The following is a 26,733-nucleotide window of genomic DNA, read 5'->3' on the forward strand; positions in this document are numbered from 1 at the left end:
GTGATTTATTGAACCCCGATCACAACATAAGCGCTCTTTATGGTCGAGGGCATTTTGTGCCCCGTGTTATACAAATGTAGCGAAAAAGGTGTTTGTACCTGAAAAGATGAACATTCTGCATAGCGCGTTTTACACAACAGGAATAGACTGGATTCGTTATTCGACAAACGATGCATAAGGTTTTCTATGACACAACAGCCACAAGCCAAATACCGCCACGACTACCGTGCGCCGGATTACCTGATTAGCGATATCGATCTGACTTTTGACCTGGATGCCACTAAAACCGTTGTCACGGCGGTAAGCCAGCTCACGCGCCAGAGCGCGACGGCTGTGCCGCTGCGTCTGGATGGTGAAGACCTGACGCTGGTCTCCGTGCAGATCAATGATCAAGCATGGTCTGACTATAAAATAGAAGGCAACCAGCTGGTTATCGACAACCTGCCGGAACGCTTTACGCTGCGCATCGTGAATGAAATCAGCCCAGCTGCCAACACGGCGCTGGAAGGGCTTTACCAGTCTGGCGTGGCCCTGTGCACCCAGTGTGAGGCCGAAGGTTTCCGCCACATTACCTGGTATCTTGACCGCCCGGACGTGCTGGCACGCTTTACAACGAAAATCATCGCCGATAAAACCCTCTATCCGTTCCTGCTTTCCAACGGCAACCGCGTAGGTGAAGGCGAGCTGGAAAACGGTCGCCACTGGGTACAGTGGCAGGATCCGTTCCCGAAACCGTGCTACCTGTTTGCGCTGGTGGCGGGTGATTTCGACGTGCTGCGTGATACGTTCAAAACCCGTTCAGGCCGCGACGTCGCGCTGGAGTTGTTCGTCGACCGCGGCAATCTGGACCGCGCGCCATGGGCGATGACCTCGCTTATCAACTCCATGAAGTGGGATGAAGAGCGCTTTGGCCTCGAGTATGACCTCGACATCTATATGATCGTTGCTGTCGACTTCTTCAACATGGGCGCGATGGAGAATAAAGGTCTTAACGTCTTTAACTCCAAATACGTGCTGGCGCGAACCGATACCGCGACCGATAAAGATTACCTGGATATTGAACGCGTCATCGGACACGAGTATTTCCATAACTGGACCGGAAACCGCGTCACCTGCCGTGACTGGTTCCAGCTGAGCCTGAAAGAGGGCCTGACCGTCTTCCGTGACCAGGAGTTCAGTTCCGATCTGGGTTCCCGTGCGGTGAACCGCATTAACAACGTGCGCACCATGCGTGGCCTGCAGTTTGCGGAAGATGCCAGCCCAATGGCACACCCTATCCGTCCCGATAAAGTCATCGAGATGAATAACTTCTACACCCTGACGGTGTACGAAAAAGGGGCGGAAATTATCCGCATGATCCATACCCTGCTGGGTGAAGAGAACTTCCAGAAAGGGATGCAGCTCTACTTCGAGCGTCATGACGGCAGCGCAGCCACCTGCGACGATTTTGTGCAGGCGATGGAGGATGCGTCTAATGTCGATCTTTCCCATTTCCGCCGCTGGTACAGCCAGGCCGGGACGCCGATTGTCACCGTCAAAGACGACTACAACCCGGAAACCGAGCAGTACACCCTGACCATCAGCCAGCGCACACCGCCAACGGCAGAGCAGGAAGAAAAACACCCGCTGCACATTCCGTTCAGTATTGAACTGTATGACAACGAGGGTAACGTGATCCCGCTGCAGAAGGGCGGCCATCCGGTCCACCACGTCCTGAACGTGACCCAGGCGGAACAGACCTTTATCTTTGATAACGTCTATTTCCAGCCGGTTCCCGCGCTGCTGTGTGAATTCTCTGCGCCCGTGAAACTGGAATATAAGTGGAGCGACCAGCAACTGACGTTCCTGATGCGCCATGCACGCAATGACTTCTCACGCTGGGATGCGGCGCAAAGCCTGCTGGCGACCTACATCAAGCTGAACGTTAATCGTCATCAGCAGGGCCAGCCGCTGTCGCTGCCGGTTCACGTTGCGGACGCATTCCGTGCAGTCCTGCTGGATGAGAAGATTGACCCGGCGCTGGCGGCTGAAATTCTGACGTTGCCATCCGCAGGCGAAATCGCCGAACTGTTCGACATCATCGATCCGATTGCCATTGTGGCGGTGCGTGAAGCGCTGACCCGTACGCTGGCGAACGAGCTTGCAGACGAATTCCTCGCAATCTACAACGCTAATAAGCTTGACGCTTATCGTGTGGAACATGCTGACATCGGTAAACGTTCCCTGCGTAACACCTGCCTGCGTTATCTGGCCTTCGGTGAGCGCGAGCTGGCAAACACGCTGGTGAGCAAGCAGTATCACGAAGCAGACAACATGACCGACGCGCTGGCAGCCCTGGCTGCAAGTGTTGCCGCCGAACTGCCATGCCGTGATGCGCTGATGCAGGAGTACGATGACAAGTGGCATCAGGATGGTCTGGTCATGGACAAGTGGTTCATCCTGCAGGCCACCAGCCCGGCGGCCGATGCCCTCAGCAATGTACGCAGTCTGCTGAAGCATCGCTCCTTCACCATGAGCAACCCAAACCGCGTGCGTTCCCTGATTGGCGCGTTTGCCAGCAGCAACCCGGCGGCGTTCCATGCGGAAGATGGCAGCGGTTATCAGTTTATGGTGGAAATGTTGACCGAGCTGAACAGCCGTAACCCACAGGTGGCGTCACGCCTGATTGAGCCGCTGATCCGTCTGAAACGCTATGATGCACAGCGCCAGGCGAAAATGCGTGCTGCGCTTGAGCAGCTGAAAGGGCTGGAAAACCTGTCTGGCGATCTGTACGAGAAGATCGCTAAGGCACTGGCCTGATCGAAAGACCCATCCTCCCTCTCCCGGTGGGAAAGGGAGGATGTCAGCCGTGAGCCGTCATTAACGCTCGCTCGCTGACCCCGCGCTTCATCACCCGATTCAGCACTTCCGCCTCCAGCTCTGCCAGTCTTGCCGACCCTACGCGGCGCGGACGCGCAATATCGACCGTGACATCAAGACCGATTTTCCCTTCTTCTATTAGCAGCACGCGGTCTGCCATCGCGACGGCTTCGCTCACGTCGTGCGTCACCAGAAGTACCGTAAAGCCATGCTTTTGCCAGAGCGCGGCAATCAGGTCCTGCATTTCGATTCGCGTCAGGGCGTCGAGCGCGCCGAGTGGCTCATCCAACAGCAGCAAGCCCGGACGATGTATCAGCGCTCGCGCCAGCGCCACGCGTTGCTTCTGCCCGCCGGAGAGCGCAGTAGGCCATTCATCCGCACGGTTTTCCAGCCCTACGGCGGCCAGCGCCTGGCGGGCTTCATCCCGCCAGTTGCCGTTGAGGCCCAGTCCGACATTATCAATCACCGTTTTCCAGGGCAGCAGGCGCGCGTCCTGAAACATCATGCGGGTATCATCCTGAATAGTGGCCAACGGTGTCGCGCCTGCCAGAATTTCGCCGCCGTTGGGGGATTCCAGCCCGGCTAAAAGGCGTAACAGCGTACTCTTGCCGCCGCCGCTGCGGCCCACAATGGCGACAAATTGTCCGGCAGGAATATGCAGATCCAGCGCGTTGAGAATCGTGTTTTCGCCATAGCGCTTCGTGACACCGTTAAGGAGCAGCGGTGTACCCTGAGTCAGTCGGGCAGTATTCATGCTTTAGCCTCCTGTGAAATATAGGCTGGATTCCAGCGCAGCCAGCTGCGTTCCAGCCACTGGGCGCTGACGTCGGCAAGTTTGCCGAGCAGGGCATAGAGGATAATGGCCACCACCACCACGTCCGTTTGCAGGAATTCGCGGGCGTTCATCGCCAGATAGCCAATCCCTGAGTTTGCAGAGATGGTCTCTGCCACAATCAGCGTCAGCCACATCAGGCCGAGCGCAAAGCGCACGCCGACCATTATGGAGGGCAGGGCGCCCGGCAGGATCACATGCATAAAGAGGGCAAAACCGGACAGGCCGTAACTGCGTGCCATTTCGACCAGTCCGCGATCGATGTTGCGGATCCCGTGCCAGGTATTAATGTAAATCGGGAACAGCGTGCCCAGCGCGACGAGAAAAATTTTGGCGCTCTCATCAATACCAAACCACAAAATGACCAGCGGGATCAGCGCCAGATGCGGCACGTTACGCAGCATCTGAATGGAGGTATCGAGCAGCCGCTCGCCCCAGCGAGAAAGCCCGCTGATCAGACCCAGTACCAGGCCGATGCTTCCACCAATCGAAAAACCAATTACCGCGCGCCATGAGCTGATGGCCAGATGCTGCCAGAGTTCGCCGCTGACGCTCAGCGACCAGAATGCCTCTATTACGCCCTCCGGAGAGGGCAGAATACGGCTCGACAGCCAGCCGGCAGAAGACGCGAGTTGCCAGACAAGCACAATGCCAACGGGTAAAAACCATGGGGCGGCACGTAGCAACCATTTTTGTGAGGGGGCATTCATGGCAACTCCTTAGCTTTGTGCGGCTCTTCGCGGGATAAACTCGTTAGCCACGGCTTCGCCCTGAAGCTGGAGCTGGCGGGGCTGCGGTACGTCCGGGATGGCGACATCAAGATGCGGGAATAACAGCTCGCCCACTTTGTAGGCCTCTTCCAGGTGCGGATAACCGGAGAGGATAAAACTGTCGATACCCAGGTCCGCGTATTCATTGATCCGCGCAGCCACCGTTGGACCGTCGCCGACCAGCGCGGTACCCGCACCGCCGCGCACCAGGCCGACGCCCGCCCACAGGTTCGGGCTGATCTCCAGATTCTCGCGCTTACCGTTGTGCAATGACGCCATTCTGTGCTGGCCGACGGAGTCGGTTTTCGCAAACGCCGCCTGAGCTTTAGCGATAGTCTCATCATCGAGATGCGCGATCAGCCGGTCGGCCGCCTGCCAGGCTTCTTCATTGGTTTCACGCACAATCACATGCAGGCGAATACCAAAGCGCACCTTGCGACCATGCGCTGCCGCTTTGGCGCGCACCTGGGCAATTTTCTCTTTGACCAGCTCGGGCGGCTCACCCCAGGTGAGGTAGAGATCAACCTGTTCTGCCGCCAGATCCTGCGCCACATCTGATGAGCCGCCGAAGTAAAGAGGAGGGCGCGGCTGCTGCACCGGCGGGAAGTAGAGCCTGGCGTCGCGAACGTGAATATGTTTACCTTCGAAGGTGACGGTTTCCCCCTCCAGCAGACGTCGCCAGACGCGGGTGAACTCGGCGGACGCTTCATAGCGTTCGGTGTGATCGAGGAACACGCCGTCACCCGCCAGCTCCTGCGGATCGCTTCCGGTGACCAGGTTAAACAGGGCCCGGCCGTTAGAGAGCCTGTCGAGCGTTGCCGCCTGGCGCGCCGCGACGGTCGGGGAGACCACGCTCGGGCGCAGTGCCACGAGGAACTTCAGACGTTGGGTCACGGGGATCATCGATGCGGCTACCAGCCACGCATCCTCGCACGAGCGTCCGGTGGGGATCAGTACGCCGGTAAAACCGATTCGGTCAGCTGCCTGCGCAATCTGCTGCAGATAGCCGTGGTCAACCGGGCGTGAACCCTCTTCTGTGCCAAGATAGTGTCCATCACCGTGGGTGGGTAAAAACCAGAAAAGATTCAGACTCATGATTTGGTTCCTTCTTTGCCTGCGGGTTGCCAGATGCGTTCGCGAATATTCACCTGTTTTGGAACAAGGCGATTTTGATAGAAGAGATCTGCGGTTTGCTGCTGCAGCGCAGCGACGTGTGCGTCCACCGGGGTAATGGTGGTCTGTGGACGGTGATCGAGATAGCTCGCGATCACCGGCTCAGGTAAGCCCATGGTTTTCGCCAGCAGGGTAATGCTTTCCTGACGTTGGCTTTGCGTTAGCGCATCCGCCTGAGTAAAGGTGTTGAGAACATCCTGAATAAAAGCGCCATTCTTTTCCGCATACGGGCGCGCGGCGAGATAGAACGAGCCGGTTTGTTTCAGCGTGGTGCCATCTTTTAATACCCGCACGCCACCCTGCAGTAAAGCTGCGGAGTAGTAGGGATCCCAGATAGCCCATGCGTCGACATTGCCCTGCTGGAAAGCGGCGCGAGCATCAGCCGGCGTCAAATAGACGGGTTGAATGTCGGTGAATTTAAGCCCCGCCTCCTGCAGGGCCCGCAGCAGCAGGTTATGTGAGCTTGAGCCTTTCTGGAATGCAACCTTGTGGCCTTTGAGATCGGCGACCGTCTTAATAGTGCTATTTTCAGGGACCAGAATGACCTCAGCCTTCGGCTTGGCCGGCTCAACGCCGACATAAACCAGGTCGGCCCCCGCCGCCTGCGCGAATATTGGCGGAATATCCCCGGTGCTGCCGAGGTCGATGCTTCCGACATTCAGGGCTTCCAGCATTTGCGGGCCAGCAGGGAACTCAATCCAGGAGAATGTGGTCTTCGGGAAGCGTTTTTCCAGAAGCTGATGGCTTTTAGCCAGCACCATACTGACGCTGCCTTTCTGATAGCCGATGCGTAAATGTTCAGGCGCCGTCTCTGCCGCGTGGGCCAGCGAGGTGAGCGCTAACAGCCCGGCCAGTCCGAGACGGGTTAATCTTTTAAACATGGGCGACTCCCTGTGACGGGTTAAACGCCGGGGCGTGGATATCTCTGCGGTGCAGGGCATGCCAGAAGGTTTCCAGGGCGCTGTCGAGGCGGGTTTGCAGATTCGGCGTGAAGTGAGGCTTGTGTTGATAATCGATAACCTGCGAGTCGTCGGCAAAGACGCCGTGGAGGATCTCCTGCGCTTTTAGCGCATTGAGTACCGGCTTAAGGGCATAATCTACCGCCAGTAAATGGGCCACCGTGCCGCCCGTTGCCAGTGGGAGAACCACTTTGCCGTCCAGCGCACGTTCAGGCAGCAGATCGAGCAGGGTTTTCAGGGCCCCGGAAAACGAAGCTTTATAGATCGGCGTCGCCACGATTAAGCCATCAGCCCCTTTAAGCTGTTCAGTCAGCGTTTGCAGCGCCGGACTGTCAAAACGGGCGTAGAGCAGATCCTCGGGGTCGAAGTTATGCAGATTCCAGTGGCATACTTCCACATCCAGAGCATTGAGCTTTTCACGGGCATATTCCAGCAGTGCGCTGGAGCGAGAGGGGAATCGTGGACTTCCGGCCAGGGTTATGACGCGCATGCATGCTCCTTATAACTAATTGTTTGCTTTTATCTAACATTCATAACAATTTTCAGGAGTGTGACACTGCCCGGTTATTCCACTAAATGATTTATCTGCAATTTAAATGCGAAAAAGCGCATAAGAACGGGGCTGCGAGGTAAACGATTGCGTCTAACGGTGTTTTTTTTGCCACAGGTCAATTCCCTTTCCGGGCCGGATCGCACATAATCCCCTCCCGGTTTGCACACCGGGAATCCAGGAGAGTTCATGTACTACCCCTTCGTTCGTAAAGCCCTTTTCCAGCTCGACCCTGAGCGCGCTCATGAATTTACATTCCAGCAGTTACGTCGTATTACCGGAACGCCGCTGGCCGCACTGGTGCGTCAAAACGTGCCGGAAAAACCTGTGCAATGCATGGGCCTGACCTTTAAAAATCCGCTGGGTCTCGCGGCAGGTCTGGATAAAAATGGTGAGTGCATTGATGCCCTGGGCGCGATGGGCTTTGGCTCCATCGAAATCGGTACCGTCACGCCGCGTCCGCAGCCAGGTAATGATAAGCCGCGTCTGTTCCGCCTGGTCGAAGCCGAAGGGCTGATCAACCGCATGGGCTTTAATAACCTCGGCGTTGATCACCTTGTTGAGAACGTAAAAAAAGCCCATTTTGATGGTGTATTAGGCATCAATATTGGCAAAAATAAAGACACGCCGGTAGAGCAGGGTAAAGATGACTATCTGATTTGTATGGAAAAAGTCTATGCCTACGCGGGGTATATTGCGGTGAATATTTCCTCACCAAATACCCCGGGTCTGCGCTCTTTACAATATGGCGAAGCACTGGACGATCTTCTGAGTGCCATTAAAAATAAACAAAATGAGCTCCAGGCGATCCACCATAAATATGTTCCGGTCGCGGTTAAGATCGCACCGGATCTTTCTGCTGAAGAATTGATCCAGGTTGCCGACAGTTTAGTTCGCCATAATATTGACGGGGTGATTGCGACCAATACCACACTCGATCGCTCGCTCGTTCAGGGAATGAAAAACTGTGACGAAGCGGGTGGGTTAAGTGGACGTCCGGTACAATTAAAAAGCACAGAAATTATTCGTGCCCTGTCAGCAGAATTAAAAGGACGACTGCCGATTATTGGCGTCGGTGGTATCGACTCCGTGATCGCGGCTCGCGAGAAGATGGCGGCGGGTGCCTCACTGGTGCAAATCTATTCCGGTTTTATTTTTAAAGGACCGCAGCTGATTAAAGAAATCGTTACTCATATCTAATCTTTTCTCTTTATCAGACAACCAGGGCTTTATTTCCAGCCCTGGTTGTTTTATATTCCGTCATTGTTGCTTATTTAGTCATTATAGTCTTTTATTAATGGTGTTATAAACGAAGCGGCGAACAGGACATTTTTAGTACAGGAAGTTTGGGGACGGGAGAGAAACATGCGAATTAAACCTGACGATAACTGGCGCTGGTATTTTTGTGACGAGCATGATCGCATGATGCTCGATTTAGCCAATGGTATGTTGTTTCGTTCCCGTTTTGCTCGCCGAATGTTAACCCCGGACGCCTTCTCCCCGTCAGGCTTTTGTGTTGACGACGCTGCGCTTTATTTCTCCTTTGAAGAAAAATGCCGCGACCTGGTGCTTTCTAAAGAGCAGCGTGCCGAACTGGTATTAAACGCGTTAGTGGCTATTCGATTCCTGAAACCGCAAATGCCGAAAAGCTGGCATTTTTTACCGCACAGCATGAACTGGACCCCCGCCACCGGCGATGCGGCGAGCGTAAACCTGAGCGATACCGCTGAAGAGGTGAGCCTGCTGGTGGTTGAGCCTGGCGAAAATGCCGCACTCTGTCTGCTGGCCCAGCCCGGAGTGACCATTGCCGGGCGGACGATGCAACTGGGGGATGCCATTAAGGTAATGAATGACAGGCTGAAACCGCAGCAACGCGTAGACGCTTTCAGCCTCGAGCAGGCCGTTTAAGCTTCCAGCTGTACCGACGTTTTCGGAATACAGCTGCAGCACAGAATTGTACCATCATCGCCAATCGCGGATTTTTTCAGCGCGCTGACTTCCCCTTCGACCAGCTTGATTCGACAGCACCCACAGATGCCTGCCCGGCAGGAGTAAGGTACGCGGATCCCCGCTTGTTCCAGCTGTTCAAGTAAAACCTGCTGATTGTTGCCGCGGATAACGGTGCCCTGCCAGTGAATGTCTACGGGCGAGCTGGCTGGCGTCTCAACGTCGACGAACTCTTCTTCCTGACCTGCGCCATACACTCTTGCGGGTCCACGGGCGAGAATTTCGACTTCGTCGCCCACGCGGATGACGCCGCTTGAGCGCGGAATGAGGTTCTGGCCGAAATCAACATCGCCATTGTCCTGCGCTGTGCGGAATGACTGCAGGGTTTTTAACGGCTCGCCGGAAGGGTGTTTCTGGCCTTTTTCGGGACTGACGGTGGTAAAGATACAGCGGCTGCAAGGCTTCACGACATCAAATACCACGCTGCCGATACGGATCACCTTCCAGGTATCCTCTTCCCAGGCGTCAGCGCCTGTAACAACCAGGTTGGGACGAAACTGCTCCATCTGGACGCTGGCTTTACAGCGACGCTGCAGGTCGCGCAGGGAGGCGTCGTTAGTCAGCAGGAAGGGGAAGCCGTCCGCGAATGAGAGCGGGACCGCCTCGTGGCGCTTAACGCGCCGCGTCAGCGCCGGGCCGACCCAGCGCAGCTGCACATCCCGGGAGAAGAAGCCGCTCAGCCAGCGGTTAATGTCATCCGGGGCGATGCGCGCGGTAAAATGATTGCCCCACACTTCCGTTGGCGCTTCGACAGGCGCAAAATCAGCAAAGCGGATCACCACGCTGGAGCCATCCGGCGCGGTGAGATGCAAACCGTCATAAAGCGGGGAAGGGGTAAAGCGAACCATTTGTGGGAACTGGCGTGCGGTAATGAACGTACCGTCAGGTTCGGTGACCATAAAGATACGATCGAAGGCAAATCCGCTCATGTCGGCCAGCGCGTGTGAAACGCCGATCCCGCGCATGGATTTCACCGGATGAATAAAAAGCCTGGATAACGTCGCCACTGCACAGCCCCTCGAATGAAAATAAGCCTTCAACTTTATGACATACACGCCATATTAGCTATAATGCGCGACAATTTTCTAAGAGTAAAAGTGACGATATGAATTCTCTGTTTGCCAGTACGGCCCGTGGGCTGGAAGAGCTGTTAAAAACTGAACTGGAAACCCTGGGCGCGCAAGAGTGCCAGGTGGTTCAGGGTGGTGTCCATTTTGAGGGCGACACACGGCTTATTTACCAGAGCCTGATGTGGAGCCGTCTGGCATCACGCATCATGCTGCCGATGAAAGAGTGCAAGGTTTACAGCGACCTTGACCTCTACACCGGCGTACAGATGATCGACTGGACAGAGATCTTCTCCCCGAATGCCACCTTTGCCGTGCACTTTAATGGCGTGAACGATGAGATCCGCAACAGCCAGTACGGTGCCCTGCGCGTCAAAGACGCCATTGTGGACTGCTTCACGCGTAAAAATAAGGAACGCCCAAACGTCGATCGTGAAAATCCCGATCTGCGGATCAACGTCTGGCTCAACGGCGACACCGCCAGTATCTCTCTGGATCTGAGCGGCGCGGGTCTGCACCTGCGTGGTTATCGCGATCGTACCGGTATGGCGCCCATCAAAGAGACTCTCGCCGCCGCCATCGTGATGCGTTCCGGCTGGCAGCCAGGCACACCGCTGCTCGACCCGATGTGTGGCTCCGGTACGCTGCTGATTGAGGCCGCTATGCTGGCCACCGACCGCGCACCGGGCCTGCACCGCGGCCATTGGGGCTTCAGTGGCTGGGCGCAGCACGATGAGGCGCTGTGGAAAGAGGTCAAAGACGAAGCGCAGACCCGTGCACGTAAAGGTCTGGCGGAGTACACCTCCCATTTCTACGGCTCTGACAGCGACTCACGCGTCATTGAGCGTGCGCGCAGCAACGCCCGCCGTGCCGGTATCGGCGAGCTGGTCACCTTCGAGGTGAAAGACGTCGCGAACCTGACCAATCCGCTGCCAAAAGGCCCATACGGTACCGTTATCAGCAACCCGCCTTACGGCGAGCGTCTTGATAGCGAACCGGCGCTGATTGCCCTGCACAGCCTGCTGGGCCGTAATATGAAAAATGACTTTGGCGGCTGGAACCTGTCGCTGTTTAGCGCCTCGCCAGAACTGCTGAGCTGTCTGCAACTGCGTGCCGAACGCCAGTTTAAGGCGAAAAACGGCCCGCTGGACTGCGTGCAGAAAAACTACCATCTGGCCGAGAAAGCGGCGGACAGTAAACCATCGGGTGTGGCGGAAGATTACGCTAACCGCCTGCGTAAGAATCTGAAGAAATTCGAAAAATGGGCGAAACAGGAAGGTATCGAATGTTATCGCCTGTATGATGCCGATCTGCCGGAATACAACGTGGCGGTTGACCGTTACGCTGACTGGGTTGTGGTGCAGGAATATGCGCCTCCAAAAACGATTGATGCACAAAAAGCGCGTCAGCGTATGCTGGACGTGATTGCGGCAACAATTTCGGTGCTGGGCATTGCGCCTAACAAACTGGTGCTGAAAACCCGTGAGCGTCAGAAAGGGAAAAATCAGTATCAGAAAATGGGTGAGAAGGGTGACTTTATCGAGGTGGGCGAATACAACGCGCGCCTGTGGGTTAACCTGACCGATTATCTGGATACCGGTCTGTTCCTTGACCACCGTATCGCCCGCCGCATGCTGGGCCAGATGAGCAAGGGTAAAGACTTCCTGAACCTGTTCTCCTATACCGGCAGCGCCAGTGTGCATGCTGGCCTTGGCGGCGCGCGCAGTACCACCACGGTGGATATGTCCCGTACTTACCTGGAATGGGCAGAACGTAACCTGCGCCTGAACGGTCTCACCGGGCGTCAGCATCGTCTGATGCAGGCTGACGTGCTGGGCTGGCTACGCGAAACGGACGAACAATTTGATCTGATCTTCATCGATCCCCCAACGTTCTCTAACTCCAAGCGTATGGAAGATAGCTTTGACGTTCAACGCGATCACCTGCGCCTGATGACCGACCTGAAACGCCTGCTGCGTAAGGGCGGTACCATTATGTTCTCGAATAACAAACGCGGCTTCCGCATGGATCATGAGGGGCTGGCTGCTCTGGGACTGAAAGCACAAGAAATTAGCCAAAAAACGCTGTCCCAGGACTTTGCCCGTAATCGTCAGATCCATAACTGCTGGTTGATCTCCGCGGTCTGAAAGGAATAATACATGTCTTTAATTAGTATGCACGGCGCGTGGCTCTCTTTCAGCGACTCGCCGCTTCTCGACAATGCAGAACTGCACATCGAGGACAACGAGCGCGTCTGTCTGGTCGGCCGTAACGGCGCGGGTAAATCCACGCTGATGAAAATCCTCAACCGCGAACAGGGCCTGGACGACGGGCGTATTGTTTACGAGCAGGATCTTATCGTCTCTCGCCTGCAGCAGGATCCGCCGCGTCACGTGACCGGCAGCGTTTACGATTTTGTTGCCGAAGGTATCTCTGAGCAGGCCGAATACCTGAAGCGTTATCACGAGATTTCTCACCTGGTGATGACCGACCCGAGCGACAAGAATCTTAACGAACTGGCGAAAGTGCAGGAGATGCTCGATCACCACGGCCTGTGGCAGCTCGAAAACCGCATCAATGAAGTGCTGGCACAGCTCGGACTGGAACCGGACATGGAGCTGTCGGCGCTTTCTGGCGGCTGGCTGCGTAAGGCTGCGCTTGGCCGCGCGCTGGTCAGCGGGCCGAAAGTACTGCTGCTGGATGAACCGACGAACCACCTGGATATCGAAGCGATAGACTGGCTGGAAGGGTTCCTCAAAACCTTCAACGGGACCATTATCTTTATCTCCCACGACCGTTCGTTTATCCGCAATATGGCCACGCGTATTGTCGATCTCGATCGCGGCAAGCTGGTGACCTACCCTGGCGATTACGATACCTATCTGCTGGAGAAAGAAGAAAACCTGCGTGTGGAAGAGTTGCAGAACGCTGAATTCGACCGCAAGCTGGCGCAGGAAGAGGTCTGGATCCGTCAGGGCATCAAAGCCCGTCGTACCCGTAACGAAGGCCGCGTTCGCGCGCTGAAAGCGATGCGTCGTGAACGCAGCGAGCGCCGCGAAGTGATGGGCAGCGCCAGAATGCAGGTTGAAGAGGCCTCCCGTTCCGGCAAAATTGTCTTCGAAATGGAAAACGTCAACTATCAGGTTGATGGCAAAGTGCTGGTGAAAGACTTCTCCGCACAGGTTCAGCGTGGGGATAAAATCGCGCTGATCGGGCCGAATGGCTGCGGTAAAACCACGCTGTTGAAGCTGATGCTGGATCAGCTGAAGCCTGACAGCGGCCGCATTCACTGCGGGACTAAGCTCGAAGTGGCTTACTTCGACCAGCACCGTGCGGAGCTGGATCCGGACAGAACGGTGATGGATAACCTGGCGGAAGGTAAACAAGAGGTGATGGTTAACGGTAAGCCGCGCCATGTGCTGGGCTACCTGCAGGACTTCCTGTTCCATCCGAAACGCGCGCTGACGCCGGTACGCGCGTTGTCAGGCGGTGAGCGAAATCGTCTGCTGCTGGCACGTCTGTTCCTGAAGCCAAGTAACCTGCTGATCCTCGATGAACCAACAAACGACCTGGACGTGGAAACGCTCGAACTGCTGGAAGAGCTGATCGACGGCTATCAGGGAACCGTGATGCTGGTAAGCCACGACCGTCAGTTCGTCGATAACACCGTGACTGAGTGCTGGATCTTCGAAGGTGAAGGGCGAATCGGTCAGTATGTGGGCGGCTATCACGATGCAAAAGGACAGCAGTCGCAGTCTCAGGCGCTAAAACAGGCTAAATCCAGAACCAGTTCCGAACCTGCTGTAACAAAAGCAGAAACTGTCAAGAAAACCTCGGTTAAACTAAGCTATAACCTGCAGCGCGAACTGGAAGGACTCCCTCAGCGTCTTGAAGAGCTGGAAGCCGCACTTGAAGATCTGCAGGCGCAGGTCGCTGATGCGTCATTCTTTACCCAATCGCATGACTATACTCAAAAAGTACTGGCAGAACTGTCCGCGGCTGAAAAAGCCCTGGAAGAAGCATTTGAGCGCTGGGAGTACCTTGAGTCTCTGAAGAACGGCGCATAAACAGGGATACAATATGTGTGACCAGCACCATGCCGACAGGCATATATTATGCTCTCAATGCGATATGCTCGTGGCGTTGCCAGAGCTTGGTCACGGACATAAAGCCCTGTGTCCCCGTTGCGGTACGACGTTGACAACCGAGTGGGACGCACCAAGGCAGCGTCCCACTGCTTATGCGCTGGCAGCGTTGTTCATGCTGCTGCTTTCCAATCTCTTCCCCTTCATTTATATGAAGGTGGGAGGGATGACCAGCCAGGTCGATTTGCTTGAAATTCCGGGGGTTATGTTCTCGGAAGACTATGCCAGCCTCGGCACCTTTTTCCTCCTGTTCGTACAGATCGTCCCGGCTTTTTGTCTGGTCGTCATTCTGTTGCTGGTGAACCGCGTCGCGATGCCCCTCGCGCTTAAAATCTGGCTCGCGCGTATCCTGTTCCAGTTAAAAAGCTGGGGTATGGCCGAAATCTTTCTGGCAGGTATCCTGGTCAGTTTCGTCAAACTGATGGCGTATGGCGATGTGGGTATCGGCAGCAGTTTTGTACCCTGGTGTCTGTATTGCGTGCTGCAACTGCGCGCCTTCCAGTGTGTGGACAGACGTTGGGCGTGGGACGATATCGCGCCGGCACCGAGGCTGGTGCAGACGGTAAAGGTGGGGGTGCCAGGCATCCGCCAGGGGCTTCGTTCTTGCCCATGCTGCACCGCTGTGCTGCCAGCCGATCTGGATGTGTGCCCGCGTTGCGAAACAAAAGGATATGTGCGACGTAAAAATAGCCTGCAGTGGACAATGGCGCTGCTGGTGACTTCCATCATGTTGTACCTGCCGGCCAATATCCTGCCGATTATGATCACCGATTTGCTCGGTGACAAAATGCCCTCGACAATCCTTGCCGGGGTAATACTACTGTGGGGTGAAGGCTCCTATCCCGTTGCGGGGGTGATCTTTATTGCCAGTATTATGGTACCCACGTTAAAAATGATCGCTATTGCCTGGCTCTGCTGGGATGCGAAAGGCCATGGCAAACGCGACAGCGAACGCATGCACCTGATTTATGAAGTCGTCGAGTTTGTTGGACGCTGGTCAATGATTGATGTGTTTGTTATTGCCGTTCTCTCTGCACTGGTGCGGATGGGCGGATTGATGAGTATTTATCCCGCGATGGGGGCATTAATGTTTGCGCTGGTCGTTATTATGACCATGTTCGCGGCCATGACCTTCGACCCTCGTTTATCGTGGGATCGTGAGCCTGAATCAAGCCATGAGGAACAGTAAGAGCATGGAAAATAAGAGTGGAGAGGCGAAAGTGCAGAAGGTCAAAAACTGGTCGCCGGTGTGGATTTTCCCCATCGTGACCGCGCTGATCGGTGCATGGATCCTGTTTTATCATTACAGCCATCAGGGACCGGAAGTGACGCTCATCACCACCAATGCCGAGGGGATTGAGGGCGGTAAAACGACCATCAAAAGCCGTAGCGTCGATGTGGGCGTGGTTGAAAGCGCAACCCTGACCGACGATTTAACCCATGTGGAAATCAAGGCACGCCTGAACGCGGGCATGGAAAAACTGCTGCACGGTGATTCTGCTTTCTGGGTGGTCAAGCCGCAGGTAGGACGTGAAGGGATCAGCGGCTTAGGTACGCTGCTCTCCGGTGCCTACATTGAACTGCAGCCGGGTAAAAAAGGAAGCCAGCCGGCGCAATACCAGCTGCTTGACTCGCCACCGCTTGCGCCGCCAGATGCGAAAGGCATCCGCGTGATCCTGGACAGTAAAAAAGCGGGCCAGTTAACGGCGGGCGATCCCGTGCTGTTCCGCGGTTATCGCGTGGGATCGGTTGAAACAAGTACCTTTGATCCGCAAAAGCGCACCATCAGCTATCAGCTGTTCATCAACGCGCCAAACGATCGGCTGGTCACCAGCAACGTCCGTTTCTGGAAGGACAGCGGGATCGCGGTTGATCTGACGTCAGCGGGAATGCGCGTGGAGATGGGCTCCCTGACCACGCTGTTTGGTGGCGGTGTAAGCTTTGATGTGCCGGAAGGGCAAGATTTGGGACAGCCGGTTGCAGAGAAAACGGCGTTCAGGCTCTTTGACGATCAACGCAGCATTCAGGACGCACTCTATACCGATCACATCGACTTCCTGATGTTCTTTAAAGATTCCGTCCGTGGCCTTCAGCCGGGCGCGCCTGTTGAATTCCGCGGCATTCGCCTGGGTACGGTGGGGCAAGTTCCGTTCTTTGTACCGGGTCTGCAGCAGGTTCTGGATGACGATTACCGCATTCCGGTGCTGATTCGCATTGAGCCGGAACGTCTGCTCAATCAGATTGGCGAGAATCAGGATATTGGTACGCATATTACCGAACTGATGAACCGGGGTCTGCGTGGGTCGCTGAAGACGGGCAACCTGGTGACCGGTGCGCTGTATGTGGATATGGACTTCTATCCAAAAGCCCCGCCGATTACCGGTATCCGGGAGTTCGGTGGTTATAAGATCATCCCGACGGTGAGCAGCGGCCTGGCACAGATCCAGCAGCGTCTGATGGAGACACTGGATAAGATTAACAATCTGCCACTGAATCCGATGATTGAAGCCGCGACCAGTTCGCTCAGCGAAAGTCAGGCAACAATGCGTCGCCTGCAAACCACGCTGGATAACATCAACAAGATCACCGCAAGCCAGAGTATGCAGCAGCTGCCGCAGGATATGCAGAAAACGCTGCGTGAGCTTAACCGCAGTATGCAGGGCTTCCAGCCTGGCTCGGCGGCGTACAACAAGATGGTGGCAGATATGCAACGTCTTGATCAGGTTTTGCGTGAACTGCAGCCGGTTCTGAAAACGCTCAATGAGAAGAGCAACGCGCTGGTGTTCGAAGCGAAAGATAAAAAGGATCCTGAGCCTAAGAGGGCAAAAGAATGAATAAATGGCTATTAATAGTTGGCGCTCTGCTGTTAACGGCGTGCAGTTCAGGCGTGGAGAACAAGAGCTACTATCAGTTGCCTCTTGCAGCGCAAAACGGGGTACAAAGTATCGCCAGTCAGGGAAACCGTCTGCTGTGGGTTGAGCAGGTTGCCGTGCCGGATTATCTGGCAGGCAACGGCGTGGTCTACCAGACCAGCGACGTAAAATACGTGATTGCGACAAACAACCTGTGGGCCAGCCCGCTGGATCAGCAGCTGCGCAACACGCTGGTGGCCAATCTGGGCAGCCAGCTTCCGGGTTGGGTTGTCGCTTCGCAGCCGCTGGGTAACGACCAGGATACGCTGAACGTCACGGTTACGGGTTTCCATGGCCGTTATGACGGTGCGGTGGTGATTAGCGGAGAGTGGTTACTGAACCATCAGGGCCAGATGATTAAGCGTCCTTTCCATCTTGAGCTGAAACAGCAGAAAGATGGCTACGATGAAATGGTGAAAGTGCTGGCTCAGGGCTGGGCGCAAGAGTCGGCCAGCATCGCCAGGGAGATTTCCCGGCTGCCATAAGTAAAATTCATCGGTAAAAACCGCAGTCGGCCTGTTGCTGATTGCGGTTTTTTTTTCAGTTTCACTTCAGACCGTTACTTGTGCCGGGTCACAATTTTTGTACAAATGATCTTCCAGGTAGCTCACAAATATGACACCCGTATGAATTTTGAACATTGACGCTGCGACTAATTCGGGGTATTCGTTATCTGTGCCTGCGCAAGTTTGTGCAGACACTGTTTTCTTTCCACCAGACAAAAGAATGAGGGAAACGAGGCATGAAGAGACAGAAACGAGATCGCCTGGAACGGGCTCATCAACGTGGTTATCAGGCCGGCATCGCTGGACGATCTAAAGAAATGTGTCCTTATCAGACGATAAATCAAAGGTCACAATGGCTTGGAGGCTGGCGAGAAGCCATCGGCGACAGGGCACTCATAGCCTGATAACGTCTCTTTCAAAAAAAGAAACCTCCGCACTGCGGAGGTTTCGCCTTTATGGGGTCGCTCAACGCGAAATCAGAACGCGGAAGTGTCCTGGAACAGACCCACTTTCAGGTCGTTTGCGGTATAAATCTGACGACCGTCTACCAGCACTTCGCCATCTGCCAGGCCCATAATCAGGCGGCGGTTAACGATGCGTTTGAAGTGAATACGATAGGTCACTTTCTTCGCAGTAGGCAGAACCTGTCCGGTGAATTTCACTTCGCCCACACCCAGCGCACGGCCTTTACCTTCACCACCCAGCCAGCCCAGATAGAAGCCAACCAGCTGCCACATTGCATCCAGACCCAGACACCCAGGCATTACCGGATCGCCAATAAAGTGGCAACCGAAGAACCACAGGTCCGGATTGATATCGAGTTCTGCTTCTACGTAACCCTTATCGAAGTTGCCGCCGGTTTCGGTCATTTTCACGACACGGTCCATCATCAGCATGTTCGGGGCCGGTAACTGTGGGCCGTTAGCGCCAAACAGTTCACCGCGACCAGAGGCAAGAAGGTCTTCTTTTGTATAGGATTCGCGTTTATCTACCATGTTCTCAGTAAGCCTTATTTTAGTGAAGGACGCAGGATAGCTAACACGTGTACGCTGAACAAGTCCGATCAGTTTGAACTAAACCAGCCTAACCAGCGTAACGGCCAGGGATAACGATGACGAGCATCCTGCTGCGTCGCCTGAGCAATGCGCTCCTGGATAGTCTGCATCAGGGTTGTTTGCCCTTCGCCGTCCCATACCAGGTTTGTCAGTAAGGGTAGTGCATCATCAATGCCTTCGATGGCCCAGATGGTGAATTGTTCCTGTTCCACGGCATCCAGAATGTCCTGGCTGAGGCTCAAATGGCGGGCGTTAGGGGCAGGAATAATCACCCCCTGTTTGCCGTTTAACCCACGCTGCTGACAAATCGAGAAGAAGCCTTCAATCTTTTCGTTCAGACCACCCACTGGCTGCGCACGACCAAACTGATCGACCGAGCCGGTGATCGCGATGTTCTGATTAACTGGCACTTCTGCCAGGGCGCTGATTAAGGCGCACAGCTCCGCCATAGAGGCGCTATCACCGTCGACTTCACTGTATGATTGCTCAAACGTCAGCGAGGCGGAGAAGGGGATTTGCTGCTCAAGCTGCAGCTCTGACATCAGGAACGCCTGCATGATCATCATGCCTTTAGCGTGAATGTTGCCGCCCAACTCGGCTTTGCGTTCGATATCAGTGAACTCGCCGTCACCGACATGCACAACGCAGCTGATACGGGAAGGCTCCCCGAAAGCGCGCGGGTGGCCGGGGAATTCAATCACCGACAGGGCATTGATCTGCCCGATACGTTCGCCTTCGGTCTCAACCAGAATTTGTTCCAGCAGAATTTCATCCTGCATACGGTCAGCAAGATAGCCTTCACGCCACTCACGCTGCGCCAGCATCTGGGTAAGCTGCTCACCGGTGAATGCGCCGTTACCGCTGACGACACCCACTTCACGTAACTGCTTGCCGATCCAGAGCGGGCAGAGCGGCAGCGTCTCCTGGTCACCGGTGTAGCGAACCGCTTCGCGGATCAAACCAGGCCAGGCGTCGGCGGCCGGCGTTGGCAGTGCGAAACGTTCCGCAACGCTCAACACCCACTGGCACCACTGTGCCATATCATCGGCATCGGTAATCTGGATGTTATCTTCGTATTCGCTGTAGACCGCCTGCTCAGCCAGTTCGGGCTCCATCTCCTGGAAGTCAGCCAGCGATTCACGATCACCCGTCAGTACCACGGTCAGCGACAGCGGCATTGAAGGAACTGAGACGGGCAGGGGACGAGACTCGTCGTAGCCAACCCAGTCAAAACGCTGCTGACTAACCACCGTTTTCAGGCGCATCCACAGCAGAGGTTGTGAGAGGAGGGTGCGCAACGAGATGATCAGTACGCCGCCATTCGCGCGGTGCACCAGCCCAGGTTGCAGCGAGAGCTCACCGTTAAACTGGCGCAGACAACCAAAGAGTTGTTCAGCCTCGACCCAGTTAGCGGTAATTACTTCACCCCTGGCAGCAAAGCGGTCGTCGGGCTGCTCTGCCGGTTCGAATGTGACATCATGTCCCGCGATATGATATTGGCCGCCAAAGACGGCGTTCGCTTGCGGTCGCAACTGGCGCATGGCATCACCCAGAAGCGTCAGATATTCCGCTTCTTCCGGGGCCTTGAGCATCATGAAGGGTGATGTTGCCCAGGGGCTTAACACCTGCTCCAGCGCATAATGCAAACGGGGTTGCGTATCGCTAAGGATGAATTCGTGTTCTTTTGCGAGATCGGGTCGTGCAAACAGTTCCTGATAGCTCTCGGTATCCGGAACGAGGTCACGCCATGCAAGTTTCGTAATGGTCAAAGTTGATGTTTTTTAGTTAGATGTAAAAGCGTGGAGTATACCGTAAGCGGGGGGCTCTACCCAAGCAGGATTGGGTATTTCGGCAGGGTGATTGGCTGCATTCACTCACAGGATATGATTTCTTTTCAGCAGATTGCCAAAAAACTGATATTCTGAACAGAGTTACGTGGTAACACTGAGATCGCAATGAAATATCAACAACTGGAAAATCTCGAAAGCGGCTGGAAATGGAAGTACCTGGTCAAAAAGCACCGTGAAGGGGAGCTGATCACCTGCTACATCGAAGCCAGCGCAGCGCAAGAAGCCGTGGATATTTTGCTGACCCTCGAAAATGAACCGGTACAGGTTAACGGCTGGATTGAGAAACACATTAATCCTGCGTTGTTAAACCGGATGAAGCAAACTATTCGTGCGCGTCGCAAGCGGCATTTTAATGCGGAGCATCAGCACACTCGCAAAAAATCCATCGACCTGGAGTTTATGGTCTGGCAACGTCTGGCAGGGCTTGCGCAACGGCGTGGGAAAACGCTGTCAGAAACGATAGTGCAGTTGATTGAAGATGCCGAGCATAAAGAGAAGTACGCCAACCAGATGTCGACGCTGAAGAATGATCTTCAGGCTCTCTTGGGTAAGAAATAGATTTTTGTTTTCTTCAGATTCAGATAATAAAAAACCCCGCAATGCGGGGTTTTTTTATAAGACGATAACTTATGCCGCTGGCTGAGTTACAACGTCTTTGATGCCTTTAACTTCGATCTCTACGCGACGATCTGGAGCCAGGCAGTCGATCAGTGCAGCGCGAGCTTTAACGTTGTCACAGGTGTTGCCAGTAACTGGGTTAGCTTCGCCCATACCACGTGGGGAGATCTTGTTAGCTGGGATACCTTTAGAGATCAGGTAATCAACAACAGACTGAGCACGTTTCTCAGACAGTTTCTGGTTGTAAGCGTCAGAACCGATACGGTCGGTGAAGCCCAGAACCACTACAGAACCGTCTTTAGGATCCAGGTTGCTCAGCTGGGTGTACAGCTGATCCAGTGCCTGCTGACCTTCTGGTTTCAGGGTAGCTTTGTTGAAGTTGAACAGAACGTCAGACTTCAGAGTGAAGTGTTTGGTCTGTACTTCTGGAGCTGGAGCCGGCGCTGGAGCAACGATTGGCGCTGCATCTTCCTGCTGGCCGAAACGGTAGGACACACCTACGCTCAGCATGCCGTTGTCCGGACGAACACCAACGGTGTTGCCGTCGCCGATGTTGTTAACCCACTGGTATTCCAGACGGGTAGCGATATCACGGGTCATAGCCCACTCAACGCCACCAGCGAATACTGGGGAAACACCGGTGTCATGGTCGTCGCCAGCGATGCTGTTGCTGGAGTCAGCGCGCCATACCATGCCGCCCAGACGAGTGTACACGTCCAGATCGTCAGTTACTGGGTAACCCAGTTTAGCGGTCAGCTGTACGCCCTGAGCTTTAAAAGCGCCGTTTACGTTGTCGCCTTTGTATGGCATACGACCTAACCAGTCGTAACCCATTTCAAAACCAACATACGGGTTAACCTGATAGCCACCGAACGCACCTGCACCAAGCTGGCTCTCGTGAGTAGGGCCATCGTTGTTCAGGCTGCTGTTGTACCAGCCGGTGTCATGGAACTGAGACCAGCCCAGTTTACCACCTGCATACCAGGTATTATCTTTCGGAGCGGCCTGCGCTACGGTAGCGAAGCCAGCCAGTGCCACTGCAATCGCGATAGCTGTCTTTTTCATTTTTTGCGCCTCGTTATCATCCAAAATTCGCCATGAAGGTCTCAATAGAGATTCACGGTTAAATCCTTCACCGGGGGGCGTGGTCAAATATAAATCTACCGATATCTTCGGCTTAGGCCGAGCACCCCTGGCGATGTAAAGTCTACAACGTAGCTGAAAACTTACAAGTGTGAAGTCCGTCAGGCATATGAAAAAAAAAGTTCCGTATACCGATTATTTAACATTTTTCGAACGAGTTTTGTGCAATAAAATTAAGGAGAACCGCACCAGACAAGCCTTGCCGCAGTTTTGGCGCCTGGAACTAAAATCGCATCTTGTGGTCAAAAAAAATTCCAGGAATAATCTTAATTTTCCTCAATGATACAAATTTGAGTGAATTTTTAGGCCAGAAAGTTGTCCTCTGCGATAAGAATCTGGTCGAACCGGGCGCATGATCAACCCGATCGCACTACCTTCTTCAGCCGCTTCCGTCAGCCGAAAATGATCCTCATCGGTCAATTCGTCGGATAACCATCCAATCACCACGCTGTAATTCCCCGTACGTAACGCCCGGATCATCGATTCCACGGTATCGCAGGGAGAGAGCTGGTTAATTTGCATGACCTTTGTCAGCGGCAGGCCCGCGGACTGCACCCATTCACGGCTCAGTTTTTGTTGAGGCGTCAGCCAAAGCTGCCAGCGCGACTGCTGACCAAGCTGTTGTAATAACGGCAACAGCAGAAGTTGAGTGAGCAGGGGCTGGTCTTCACGATAAACCACTTCACTGATAAGCCCTGTCGAAACACGCCCGGTGGAATTCTGCGTGACATTGCCAGCGGAAGAAGAGAGAGAGGTTGAGCGATTTGCATAGCCTGAAGTGTACATATTCATTCCAGCCCTGTAGTTACTGTATGGATATACAGTAACCCCTGTATGCATAAAGATCAACCTCATTTTCGGAAAGCGACTCGCAAAATTCATTCATTATTGATGCGCCTGGAAAAATCATCTTGCTCAACGACGATAAGTTGCCTATTTTCCTGCTAACGGATCCGCTAGTAAGAAATTTCGTTGTTACTTTATGATTTTGAAGGGAAATATCATGAAAAAGATATCTTATGAACGGATTTATAAATCCCAGGAATACCTTTCACCCTTAGGTGAAATCCACCATCGTGCGCTGTTCGGGGGGTATACCCTGGCCGTGGATGATGCCGTCTTCGCTATGGTCTCCGACGGGGAACTGTATCTCCGGGCCTGTGAGGAAAGTGCAAAATACTGTGTAAAAAATGCCTCGTCATTCTTAACCCTCATGAAACGGGGTCGTCCGGTGCTGCTCAATTATTATCGTGTCGATGACGGACTGTGGCAGGACAGAGAACGGCTGCTTCAGCTCTCCTCGTTCGCGCTCAATGCGGCACGAAAAGAGCGTTCGCAGCGTGATCGGCGAAACCGCCTCAAGGACTTGCCCAATCTCACCTTTCAGCTTGAAGTGCTGCTCTTTGAAGCCGGAATCACTGATGAAGAGACGCTGCGGGAGCTGGGTGCCCGTGCGAGCTGGCTAAAGATGCGGGCGAAGAATAAAGCGCTCAGCATTAAAGTGCTCTTCGCACTGGAAGGGGCCATCGCCGGACTTCATGAGGCGGCACTCCCGGCGGGAATTCGCCGGGAGTTAACGGAGTGGTTTAATGCGCTGCCTGAGCCACAGGAGAATCACTCCTCCAGGTAGCGATCTGCAGTTGCAGTCGGCAAATTTCTGGCAGCAGAGCGATAAGGAGGCCAATCTGCTGAAGAACCAGCGGTGCTTTGCTGTCGCTTCCCGGGTCAATATGCGTTATGCGCTGAGCCAGTTCATCCAGCGCGTGTTGAACGCGAGGCTCATCGGCTGGTCGGTGATGAAGCGCGTCATCGACATAGCATACGGCATCATCCAGCAGGGCGAGGATGGCCGGGTGAGTCAATTTCTCACGGTGGGCACCCAGCGTCGAAATATAGCTGGTGAAGGTATGGTTCAGGCAGAGCAGGCGGAAAGCCGTTTCCCGAATTTCTGCCGTGGCGCGAGGCTCCGTGGACATGTTAGAGACCACCGAAGCCAGTTCAGCATCACAGTTATGCGCATCGCGACGCGCGATACGATAAGCCAGACGGTTATCGCGACCCTGATGATACTGCTCAAGGATGGCATCAAGGTATCGACAGTTCGCATTCATCGCCCTGTCTACCACACGCGGTAAATTACGGAACCGCCAGTCCGGCCAGATAAAACTGACCGCCGCCCAGGCGATAGCGCAGCCAATCAGCGTATCTATCACGCGGGGCAGGGCCACTTCAAATCCTTCACCCAGCAGGTTAAAGCAGAGTAGCACCAGCAGCGTGATGAACATTGTGGCATGCGCATACTGCACATTACGAAAGGCGAAGAACAATACACCGGTGATCACGATCAGGATCAGCTGGCCTTCGACAGAGGGCACGAAATAGAGCACCGGCAGCCCAATAGTGACGCCCACCAGCGTACCAATAATACGTAGCGCAAGGCGGTGGCGGGTGGCGTTATAGTTTGGCTGGCAAACAAACAGGCTGGTCAGCAGGATCCAGTAACCGTGATGTAACCCGGTTATCTGAATGATGGCATAACCCACGCACAGCACCAGTGACATCCTCACCGCATGGCGAAACAGTGCAGATTCTGGCGTAAAGTTGCGGCTCAGTCGCAGCCACATATCGCTGAAGCTATGCACGCTGTCATCAGCAAGCTGATTCTCCACATCTTTATCGGGGAGCGCCATCGCCTGCTCGGATTCAATGGTAGCCAGTTGAGCATCTATCGCCCGCAGGTTATTCAGCAAAAATCCCAATGCTTTAATATGTTCCGGCGATGTTCCACTGGCCTGAACGCGATCGAGCGCCGCATCAAGATGGCTAAATACGCGTTCGAAGCGCGGGTCATGTTGATAGGGCGTACGCAGCAAAATGGAGCGTGCCAGCTGCTGGCACGCCTGAGACTGCATCGACAGCAGGCGCTGGAAGCGGAACATCACGTCGCTGTAGCGGAACTTCTCGCGCAGGGCAGCATACTGAACGTGCGAGGAGCTGGCACGCTCATGAATATCCTGCGCCGCGAAATAGTAGTGCAAGGTTCTTCGCGTTCCGCGCTGACCGCGATCGCCCCGCAGACGGGTAAGCAGTGAGGCTTTCGTCTGGTTAAGCGTGGCGACCAGTTGACCGTTGGCCAGAGCCAAATCGTAGAGCGGAGACTGGCTCTCCTCCTCGATATCCGGATCGAAGAGCCGGGATTTTAGCTCAAGGTAGTGGGCCAGTTGATCGAAGCTGCGGGCAAGGTTGTCCTGAAGAGGGCGAACCGGAAAAATAAGATGCCCGGTTAACGTCAGCAGGTTATACCAGATGGCCCCCAGCAACAGCAGTATGGGTTGCTGGTACCATTGATCGTAAAGGGAAACACCCAGCATGGTGTAAATGGCGATCAGCAGGGCACCAAAGGCGATAGTGGCATAGCGCTGCCCAAGGCCGCCAAGCAAAATAAACCCGCTGGTAGAGAGCGTAAGGCCAATGGCAAACAGCCAGGGCCAGGGGAAGAGCAGCTCCACGGAGGCTGACGCGATAAAAAAACAGACCAGCGTAATCACAAGATTACGCAGGCGCCCGGCAAGGCGATCGTCCAGATCCGCCAGCGCCCCCGCAACCACTCCCAGCGTGAGCGGGATGGTGAGTTTTACGTCATTCAGCCACCACGGCAGGGCAACCGTGCCGCACAGTGCGATAAATATTCTGACGTTATAAAGCCAGATGCTGTTCCAGGTATAACGGCGAAGCAGTGGGCTTAGCATAAGCACGGCCAGTCCTTATTTACTGAAAACGACGACGCGCGTTTGCTTCACGTGCCGCCTGTGCCACTTCTACCGGAACGACCCTGCGCCCGACTGGCCAAAGCGCGATGGCGGCAATCTTAAAGTTCGCGATCCCCACCGGAATACCAATAATGGATATGCACTGGGCAATACCGGCAAAGATATGCATCACACACAGCCACCAGCCGAAGAAAACCAGCCACAGAATATTGAGAACCGTGCCTCCCGTGTTCAGCAGTGCGTTTTTGCTTTCCGGGTTCAGTTCGTCAACGTGGACGGCTTCATTCCCGTACGGGATGAAAGAGAGTTTGGTGATTTCCCAGCAGGAGCGGGTCAGGGGGAGCGTAAAAATAAGGACGATGCTCACCAGCGTGGCAAAAAGCCAGGCAAGAGTGGTGGCAAAACCGCCTAACACAAAATTCAAAACATTCAGAACAGTACGCATAAACCCTCAGTTCCTTTCGATATGATTAACGCCCAGTGATTGTAACGTTTTTTTAGGCTGGAGCACCTTAAA

Annotated in this window: 23 protein-coding genes; 11 read left to right on the top strand and 12 right to left on the bottom strand. The window is 54.6% G+C overall.

The genetic code is table 11. The features are described 5' to 3' along the window. Nucleotides 1–186: 186 nt before the first annotated feature. Nucleotides 187–2,799: an aminopeptidase N gene (pepN, locus tag ACN9MQ_RS07565; protein WP_014169413.1), complete on the top strand. Its 2,613-nt coding sequence runs from the start codon at nt 187–189 to the stop codon at nt 2,797–2,799. Between the two features lie 43 nt (nt 2,800–2,842). Here pepN and ssuB read toward each other — a convergent pair whose 3' ends face one another. Genes ssuB through ssuE form a run of 5 tightly spaced genes read right to left on the bottom strand, consistent with a single transcriptional unit; the run spans nt 2,843 to nt 7,083 of the window. Beyond that, the gene (ssuB, locus tag ACN9MQ_RS07570) at nt 2,843–3,613 is read right to left on the bottom strand and encodes an aliphatic sulfonates ABC transporter ATP-binding protein (RefSeq protein WP_426021270.1); all 771 of its coding nucleotides are present in this window, start codon (nt 3,611–3,613) and stop codon (nt 2,843–2,845) included. After that, a complete protein-coding gene (gene ssuC, locus ACN9MQ_RS07575) occupies nt 3,610–4,401 on the bottom strand; it encodes an aliphatic sulfonate ABC transporter permease SsuC (RefSeq protein WP_020884803.1) in 792 nt (263 codons plus the stop codon). The genes ssuB and ssuC overlap by 4 nt, the downstream gene beginning before the upstream one ends. Before the next feature lie 9 nt (nt 4,402–4,410). Then, nucleotides 4,411–5,556 carry an FMNH2-dependent alkanesulfonate monooxygenase gene (gene ssuD / locus ACN9MQ_RS07580; protein WP_014169416.1) on the bottom strand — a complete coding sequence of 382 codons (1,146 nt, stop codon included), beginning with the start codon at nt 5,554–5,556 and terminating at the stop codon, nt 4,411–4,413. Further along, the gene (locus ACN9MQ_RS07585) at nt 5,553–6,515 is read right to left on the bottom strand and encodes a sulfonate ABC transporter substrate-binding protein (RefSeq protein ID WP_020884802.1); all 963 of its coding nucleotides are present in this window, start codon (nt 6,513–6,515) and stop codon (nt 5,553–5,555) included. Before ACN9MQ_RS07585 ends, ssuD begins: the two co-directional genes overlap by 4 nt. Beyond that, nucleotides 6,508–7,083: an NADPH-dependent FMN reductase gene (gene ssuE, locus ACN9MQ_RS07590; protein ID WP_032681324.1), complete on the bottom strand. Its 576-nt coding sequence runs from the start codon at nt 7,081–7,083 to the stop codon at nt 6,508–6,510. The genes ACN9MQ_RS07585 and ssuE overlap by 8 nt, the downstream gene beginning before the upstream one ends. Nucleotides 7,084–7,332: 249 nt before the next feature. Between ssuE and pyrD the strand changes: the two genes are divergently transcribed. Together pyrD and zapC are read left to right on the top strand one after the other, a co-directional pair. Beyond that, nucleotides 7,333–8,343: a quinone-dependent dihydroorotate dehydrogenase gene (gene pyrD / locus ACN9MQ_RS07595; RefSeq protein WP_020884800.1), complete on the top strand. Its 1,011-nt coding sequence runs from the start codon at nt 7,333–7,335 to the stop codon at nt 8,341–8,343. A 165-nt stretch (nt 8,344–8,508) separates the two neighbouring features. Further along, on the top strand, nt 8,509–9,051 hold the full coding sequence (zapC, locus tag ACN9MQ_RS07600; protein WP_025204541.1) for a cell division protein ZapC: 543 nt from the start codon (nt 8,509–8,511) through the stop codon (nt 9,049–9,051). Here the strand turns inward: zapC and ACN9MQ_RS07605 are convergent. After that, nucleotides 9,048–10,157 (bottom strand): YcbX family protein, encoded by a 1,110-nt coding sequence (locus tag ACN9MQ_RS07605; RefSeq protein WP_025204540.1) that lies wholly within the window; start codon nt 10,155–10,157, stop codon nt 9,048–9,050. The two genes, zapC and ACN9MQ_RS07605, sit on opposite strands and share 4 nt — an antisense overlap. Before the next feature lie 98 nt (nt 10,158–10,255). On the opposite strand from ACN9MQ_RS07605, the gene rlmKL reads away from it, so the two are divergent. The 6 genes from rlmKL to rmf all read left to right on the top strand — a co-directional run bounded on the left by rlmKL (nt 10,256) and on the right by rmf (nt 18,184). Beyond that, nucleotides 10,256–12,364 carry a bifunctional 23S rRNA (guanine(2069)-N(7))-methyltransferase RlmK/23S rRNA (guanine(2445)-N(2))-methyltransferase RlmL gene (gene rlmKL, locus ACN9MQ_RS07610; RefSeq protein WP_014169422.1) on the top strand — a complete coding sequence of 703 codons (2,109 nt, stop codon included), beginning with the start codon at nt 10,256–10,258 and terminating at the stop codon, nt 12,362–12,364. A 12-nt stretch (nt 12,365–12,376) separates the two neighbouring features. Further along, nucleotides 12,377–14,284 carry an ABC transporter ATP-binding protein gene (locus tag ACN9MQ_RS07615; RefSeq protein ID WP_014169423.1) on the top strand — a complete coding sequence of 636 codons (1,908 nt, stop codon included), beginning with the start codon at nt 12,377–12,379 and terminating at the stop codon, nt 14,282–14,284. Between the two features lie 13 nt (nt 14,285–14,297). Beyond that, nucleotides 14,298–15,551 carry a membrane integrity-associated transporter subunit PqiA gene (pqiA, locus tag ACN9MQ_RS07620; RefSeq protein WP_014169424.1) on the top strand — a complete coding sequence of 418 codons (1,254 nt, stop codon included), beginning with the start codon at nt 14,298–14,300 and terminating at the stop codon, nt 15,549–15,551. A 4-nt stretch (nt 15,552–15,555) separates the two neighbouring features. Further along, on the top strand, nt 15,556–17,196 hold the full coding sequence (pqiB, locus tag ACN9MQ_RS07625; RefSeq protein WP_020884796.1) for an intermembrane transport protein PqiB: 1,641 nt from the start codon (nt 15,556–15,558) through the stop codon (nt 17,194–17,196). Next, complete coding sequence (pqiC, locus tag ACN9MQ_RS07630) at nt 17,193–17,759, top strand: membrane integrity-associated transporter subunit PqiC (protein WP_244047855.1); 567 nt, start codon at nt 17,193–17,195, stop codon at nt 17,757–17,759. Before pqiB ends, pqiC begins: the two co-directional genes overlap by 4 nt. Nucleotides 17,760–18,016: 257 nt before the next feature. Beyond that, nucleotides 18,017–18,184, top strand: a complete 168-nt coding sequence (gene rmf / locus ACN9MQ_RS07635) for a ribosome modulation factor (RefSeq protein WP_013097261.1) — start codon at nt 18,017–18,019, stop codon at nt 18,182–18,184. A gap of 72 nt (nt 18,185–18,256) precedes the next feature. Here rmf and fabA read toward each other — a convergent pair whose 3' ends face one another. Then, a complete protein-coding gene (gene fabA, locus ACN9MQ_RS07640) occupies nt 18,257–18,775 on the bottom strand; it encodes a bifunctional 3-hydroxydecanoyl-ACP dehydratase/trans-2-decenoyl-ACP isomerase (protein WP_014169427.1) in 519 nt (172 codons plus the stop codon). A gap of 68 nt (nt 18,776–18,843) precedes the next feature. Continuing rightward, complete coding sequence (locus tag ACN9MQ_RS07645; RefSeq protein WP_426021269.1) at nt 18,844–20,604, bottom strand: AAA family ATPase; 1,761 nt, start codon at nt 20,602–20,604, stop codon at nt 18,844–18,846. 186 nt (nt 20,605–20,790) lie between these two features. On the opposite strand from ACN9MQ_RS07645, the gene matP reads away from it, so the two are divergent. After that, a complete protein-coding gene (gene matP / locus ACN9MQ_RS07650) occupies nt 20,791–21,243 on the top strand; it encodes a macrodomain Ter protein MatP (protein WP_014169429.1) in 453 nt (150 codons plus the stop codon). Between the two features lie 69 nt (nt 21,244–21,312). Here matP and ompA read toward each other — a convergent pair whose 3' ends face one another. Next, complete coding sequence (ompA, locus tag ACN9MQ_RS07655) at nt 21,313–22,368, bottom strand: porin OmpA (protein ID WP_020884794.1); 1,056 nt, start codon at nt 22,366–22,368, stop codon at nt 21,313–21,315. A gap of 354 nt (nt 22,369–22,722) precedes the next feature. Beyond that, the gene (sulA, locus tag ACN9MQ_RS07660) at nt 22,723–23,232 is read right to left on the bottom strand and encodes an SOS-induced cell division inhibitor SulA (RefSeq protein ID WP_025204536.1); all 510 of its coding nucleotides are present in this window, start codon (nt 23,230–23,232) and stop codon (nt 22,723–22,725) included. A 217-nt stretch (nt 23,233–23,449) separates the two neighbouring features. Between sulA and ACN9MQ_RS07665 the strand changes: the two genes are divergently transcribed. Next, nucleotides 23,450–24,076, top strand: coding sequence for a TfoX/Sxy family DNA transformation protein (locus ACN9MQ_RS07665; protein ID WP_020884792.1), 627 nt, complete (start codon nt 23,450–23,452; stop codon nt 24,074–24,076). On the opposite strand, the gene yccS is transcribed toward ACN9MQ_RS07665, so the two are convergent. Both yccS and ACN9MQ_RS07675 read right to left on the bottom strand, forming a co-directional pair. Next, the gene (gene yccS / locus ACN9MQ_RS07670; RefSeq protein WP_426021268.1) at nt 24,033–26,195 is read right to left on the bottom strand and encodes a YccS family putative transporter; all 2,163 of its coding nucleotides are present in this window, start codon (nt 26,193–26,195) and stop codon (nt 24,033–24,035) included. The two genes, ACN9MQ_RS07665 and yccS, sit on opposite strands and share 44 nt — an antisense overlap. Before the next feature lie 19 nt (nt 26,196–26,214). Next, nucleotides 26,215–26,661, bottom strand: coding sequence for a YccF domain-containing protein (locus ACN9MQ_RS07675; RefSeq protein ID WP_025204535.1), 447 nt, complete (start codon nt 26,659–26,661; stop codon nt 26,215–26,217). Nucleotides 26,662–26,733: the final 72 nt, after the last annotated feature.

Origin of the sequence: Enterobacter sp. R-25 (assembly GCF_049913205.1) — a bacterium.
Lineage (GTDB): Bacteria > Pseudomonadota > Gammaproteobacteria > Enterobacterales > Enterobacteriaceae > Enterobacter > Enterobacter ludwigii.

Excerpts from the sequence above, each read along its gene's own strand:
- pepN (WP_014169413.1), top strand. The coding sequence starts at position 187 with ATGACACAACAGCCACAAGCCAAATACCGCCACGACTACCGTGCGCCG.
- ssuB (WP_426021270.1), bottom strand. The coding sequence starts at position 3,613 with ATGAATACTGCCCGACTGACTCAGGGTACACCGCTGCTCCTTAACGGT.
- ssuC (WP_020884803.1), bottom strand. The coding sequence starts at position 4,401 with ATGAATGCCCCCTCACAAAAATGGTTGCTACGTGCCGCCCCATGGTTT.
- ssuD (WP_014169416.1), bottom strand. The coding sequence starts at position 5,556 with ATGAGTCTGAATCTTTTCTGGTTTTTACCCACCCACGGTGATGGACAC.
- ACN9MQ_RS07585 (WP_020884802.1), bottom strand. The coding sequence starts at position 6,515 with ATGTTTAAAAGATTAACCCGTCTCGGACTGGCCGGGCTGTTAGCGCTC.
- ssuE (WP_032681324.1), bottom strand. The coding sequence starts at position 7,083 with ATGCGCGTCATAACCCTGGCCGGAAGTCCACGATTCCCCTCTCGCTCC.
- pyrD (WP_020884800.1), top strand. The coding sequence starts at position 7,333 with ATGTACTACCCCTTCGTTCGTAAAGCCCTTTTCCAGCTCGACCCTGAG.
- zapC (WP_025204541.1), top strand. The coding sequence starts at position 8,509 with ATGCGAATTAAACCTGACGATAACTGGCGCTGGTATTTTTGTGACGAG.
- rlmKL (WP_014169422.1), top strand. The coding sequence starts at position 10,256 with ATGAATTCTCTGTTTGCCAGTACGGCCCGTGGGCTGGAAGAGCTGTTA.
- ACN9MQ_RS07615 (WP_014169423.1), top strand. The coding sequence starts at position 12,377 with ATGTCTTTAATTAGTATGCACGGCGCGTGGCTCTCTTTCAGCGACTCG.
- pqiA (WP_014169424.1), top strand. The coding sequence starts at position 14,298 with ATGTGTGACCAGCACCATGCCGACAGGCATATATTATGCTCTCAATGC.
- pqiB (WP_020884796.1), top strand. The coding sequence starts at position 15,556 with ATGGAAAATAAGAGTGGAGAGGCGAAAGTGCAGAAGGTCAAAAACTGG.
- pqiC (WP_244047855.1), top strand. The coding sequence starts at position 17,193 with ATGAATAAATGGCTATTAATAGTTGGCGCTCTGCTGTTAACGGCGTGC.
- rmf (WP_013097261.1), top strand. The coding sequence starts at position 18,017 with ATGAAGAGACAGAAACGAGATCGCCTGGAACGGGCTCATCAACGTGGT.
- fabA (WP_014169427.1), bottom strand. The coding sequence starts at position 18,775 with ATGGTAGATAAACGCGAATCCTATACAAAAGAAGACCTTCTTGCCTCT.
- matP (WP_014169429.1), top strand. The coding sequence starts at position 20,791 with ATGAAATATCAACAACTGGAAAATCTCGAAAGCGGCTGGAAATGGAAG.
- ompA (WP_020884794.1), bottom strand. The coding sequence starts at position 22,368 with ATGAAAAAGACAGCTATCGCGATTGCAGTGGCACTGGCTGGCTTCGCT.
- sulA (WP_025204536.1), bottom strand. The coding sequence starts at position 23,232 with ATGTACACTTCAGGCTATGCAAATCGCTCAACCTCTCTCTCTTCTTCC.
- ACN9MQ_RS07665 (WP_020884792.1), top strand. The coding sequence starts at position 23,450 with ATGAAAAAGATATCTTATGAACGGATTTATAAATCCCAGGAATACCTT.
- yccS (WP_426021268.1), bottom strand. The coding sequence starts at position 26,195 with ATGCTAAGCCCACTGCTTCGCCGTTATACCTGGAACAGCATCTGGCTT.
- ACN9MQ_RS07675 (WP_025204535.1), bottom strand. The coding sequence starts at position 26,661 with ATGCGTACTGTTCTGAATGTTTTGAATTTTGTGTTAGGCGGTTTTGCC.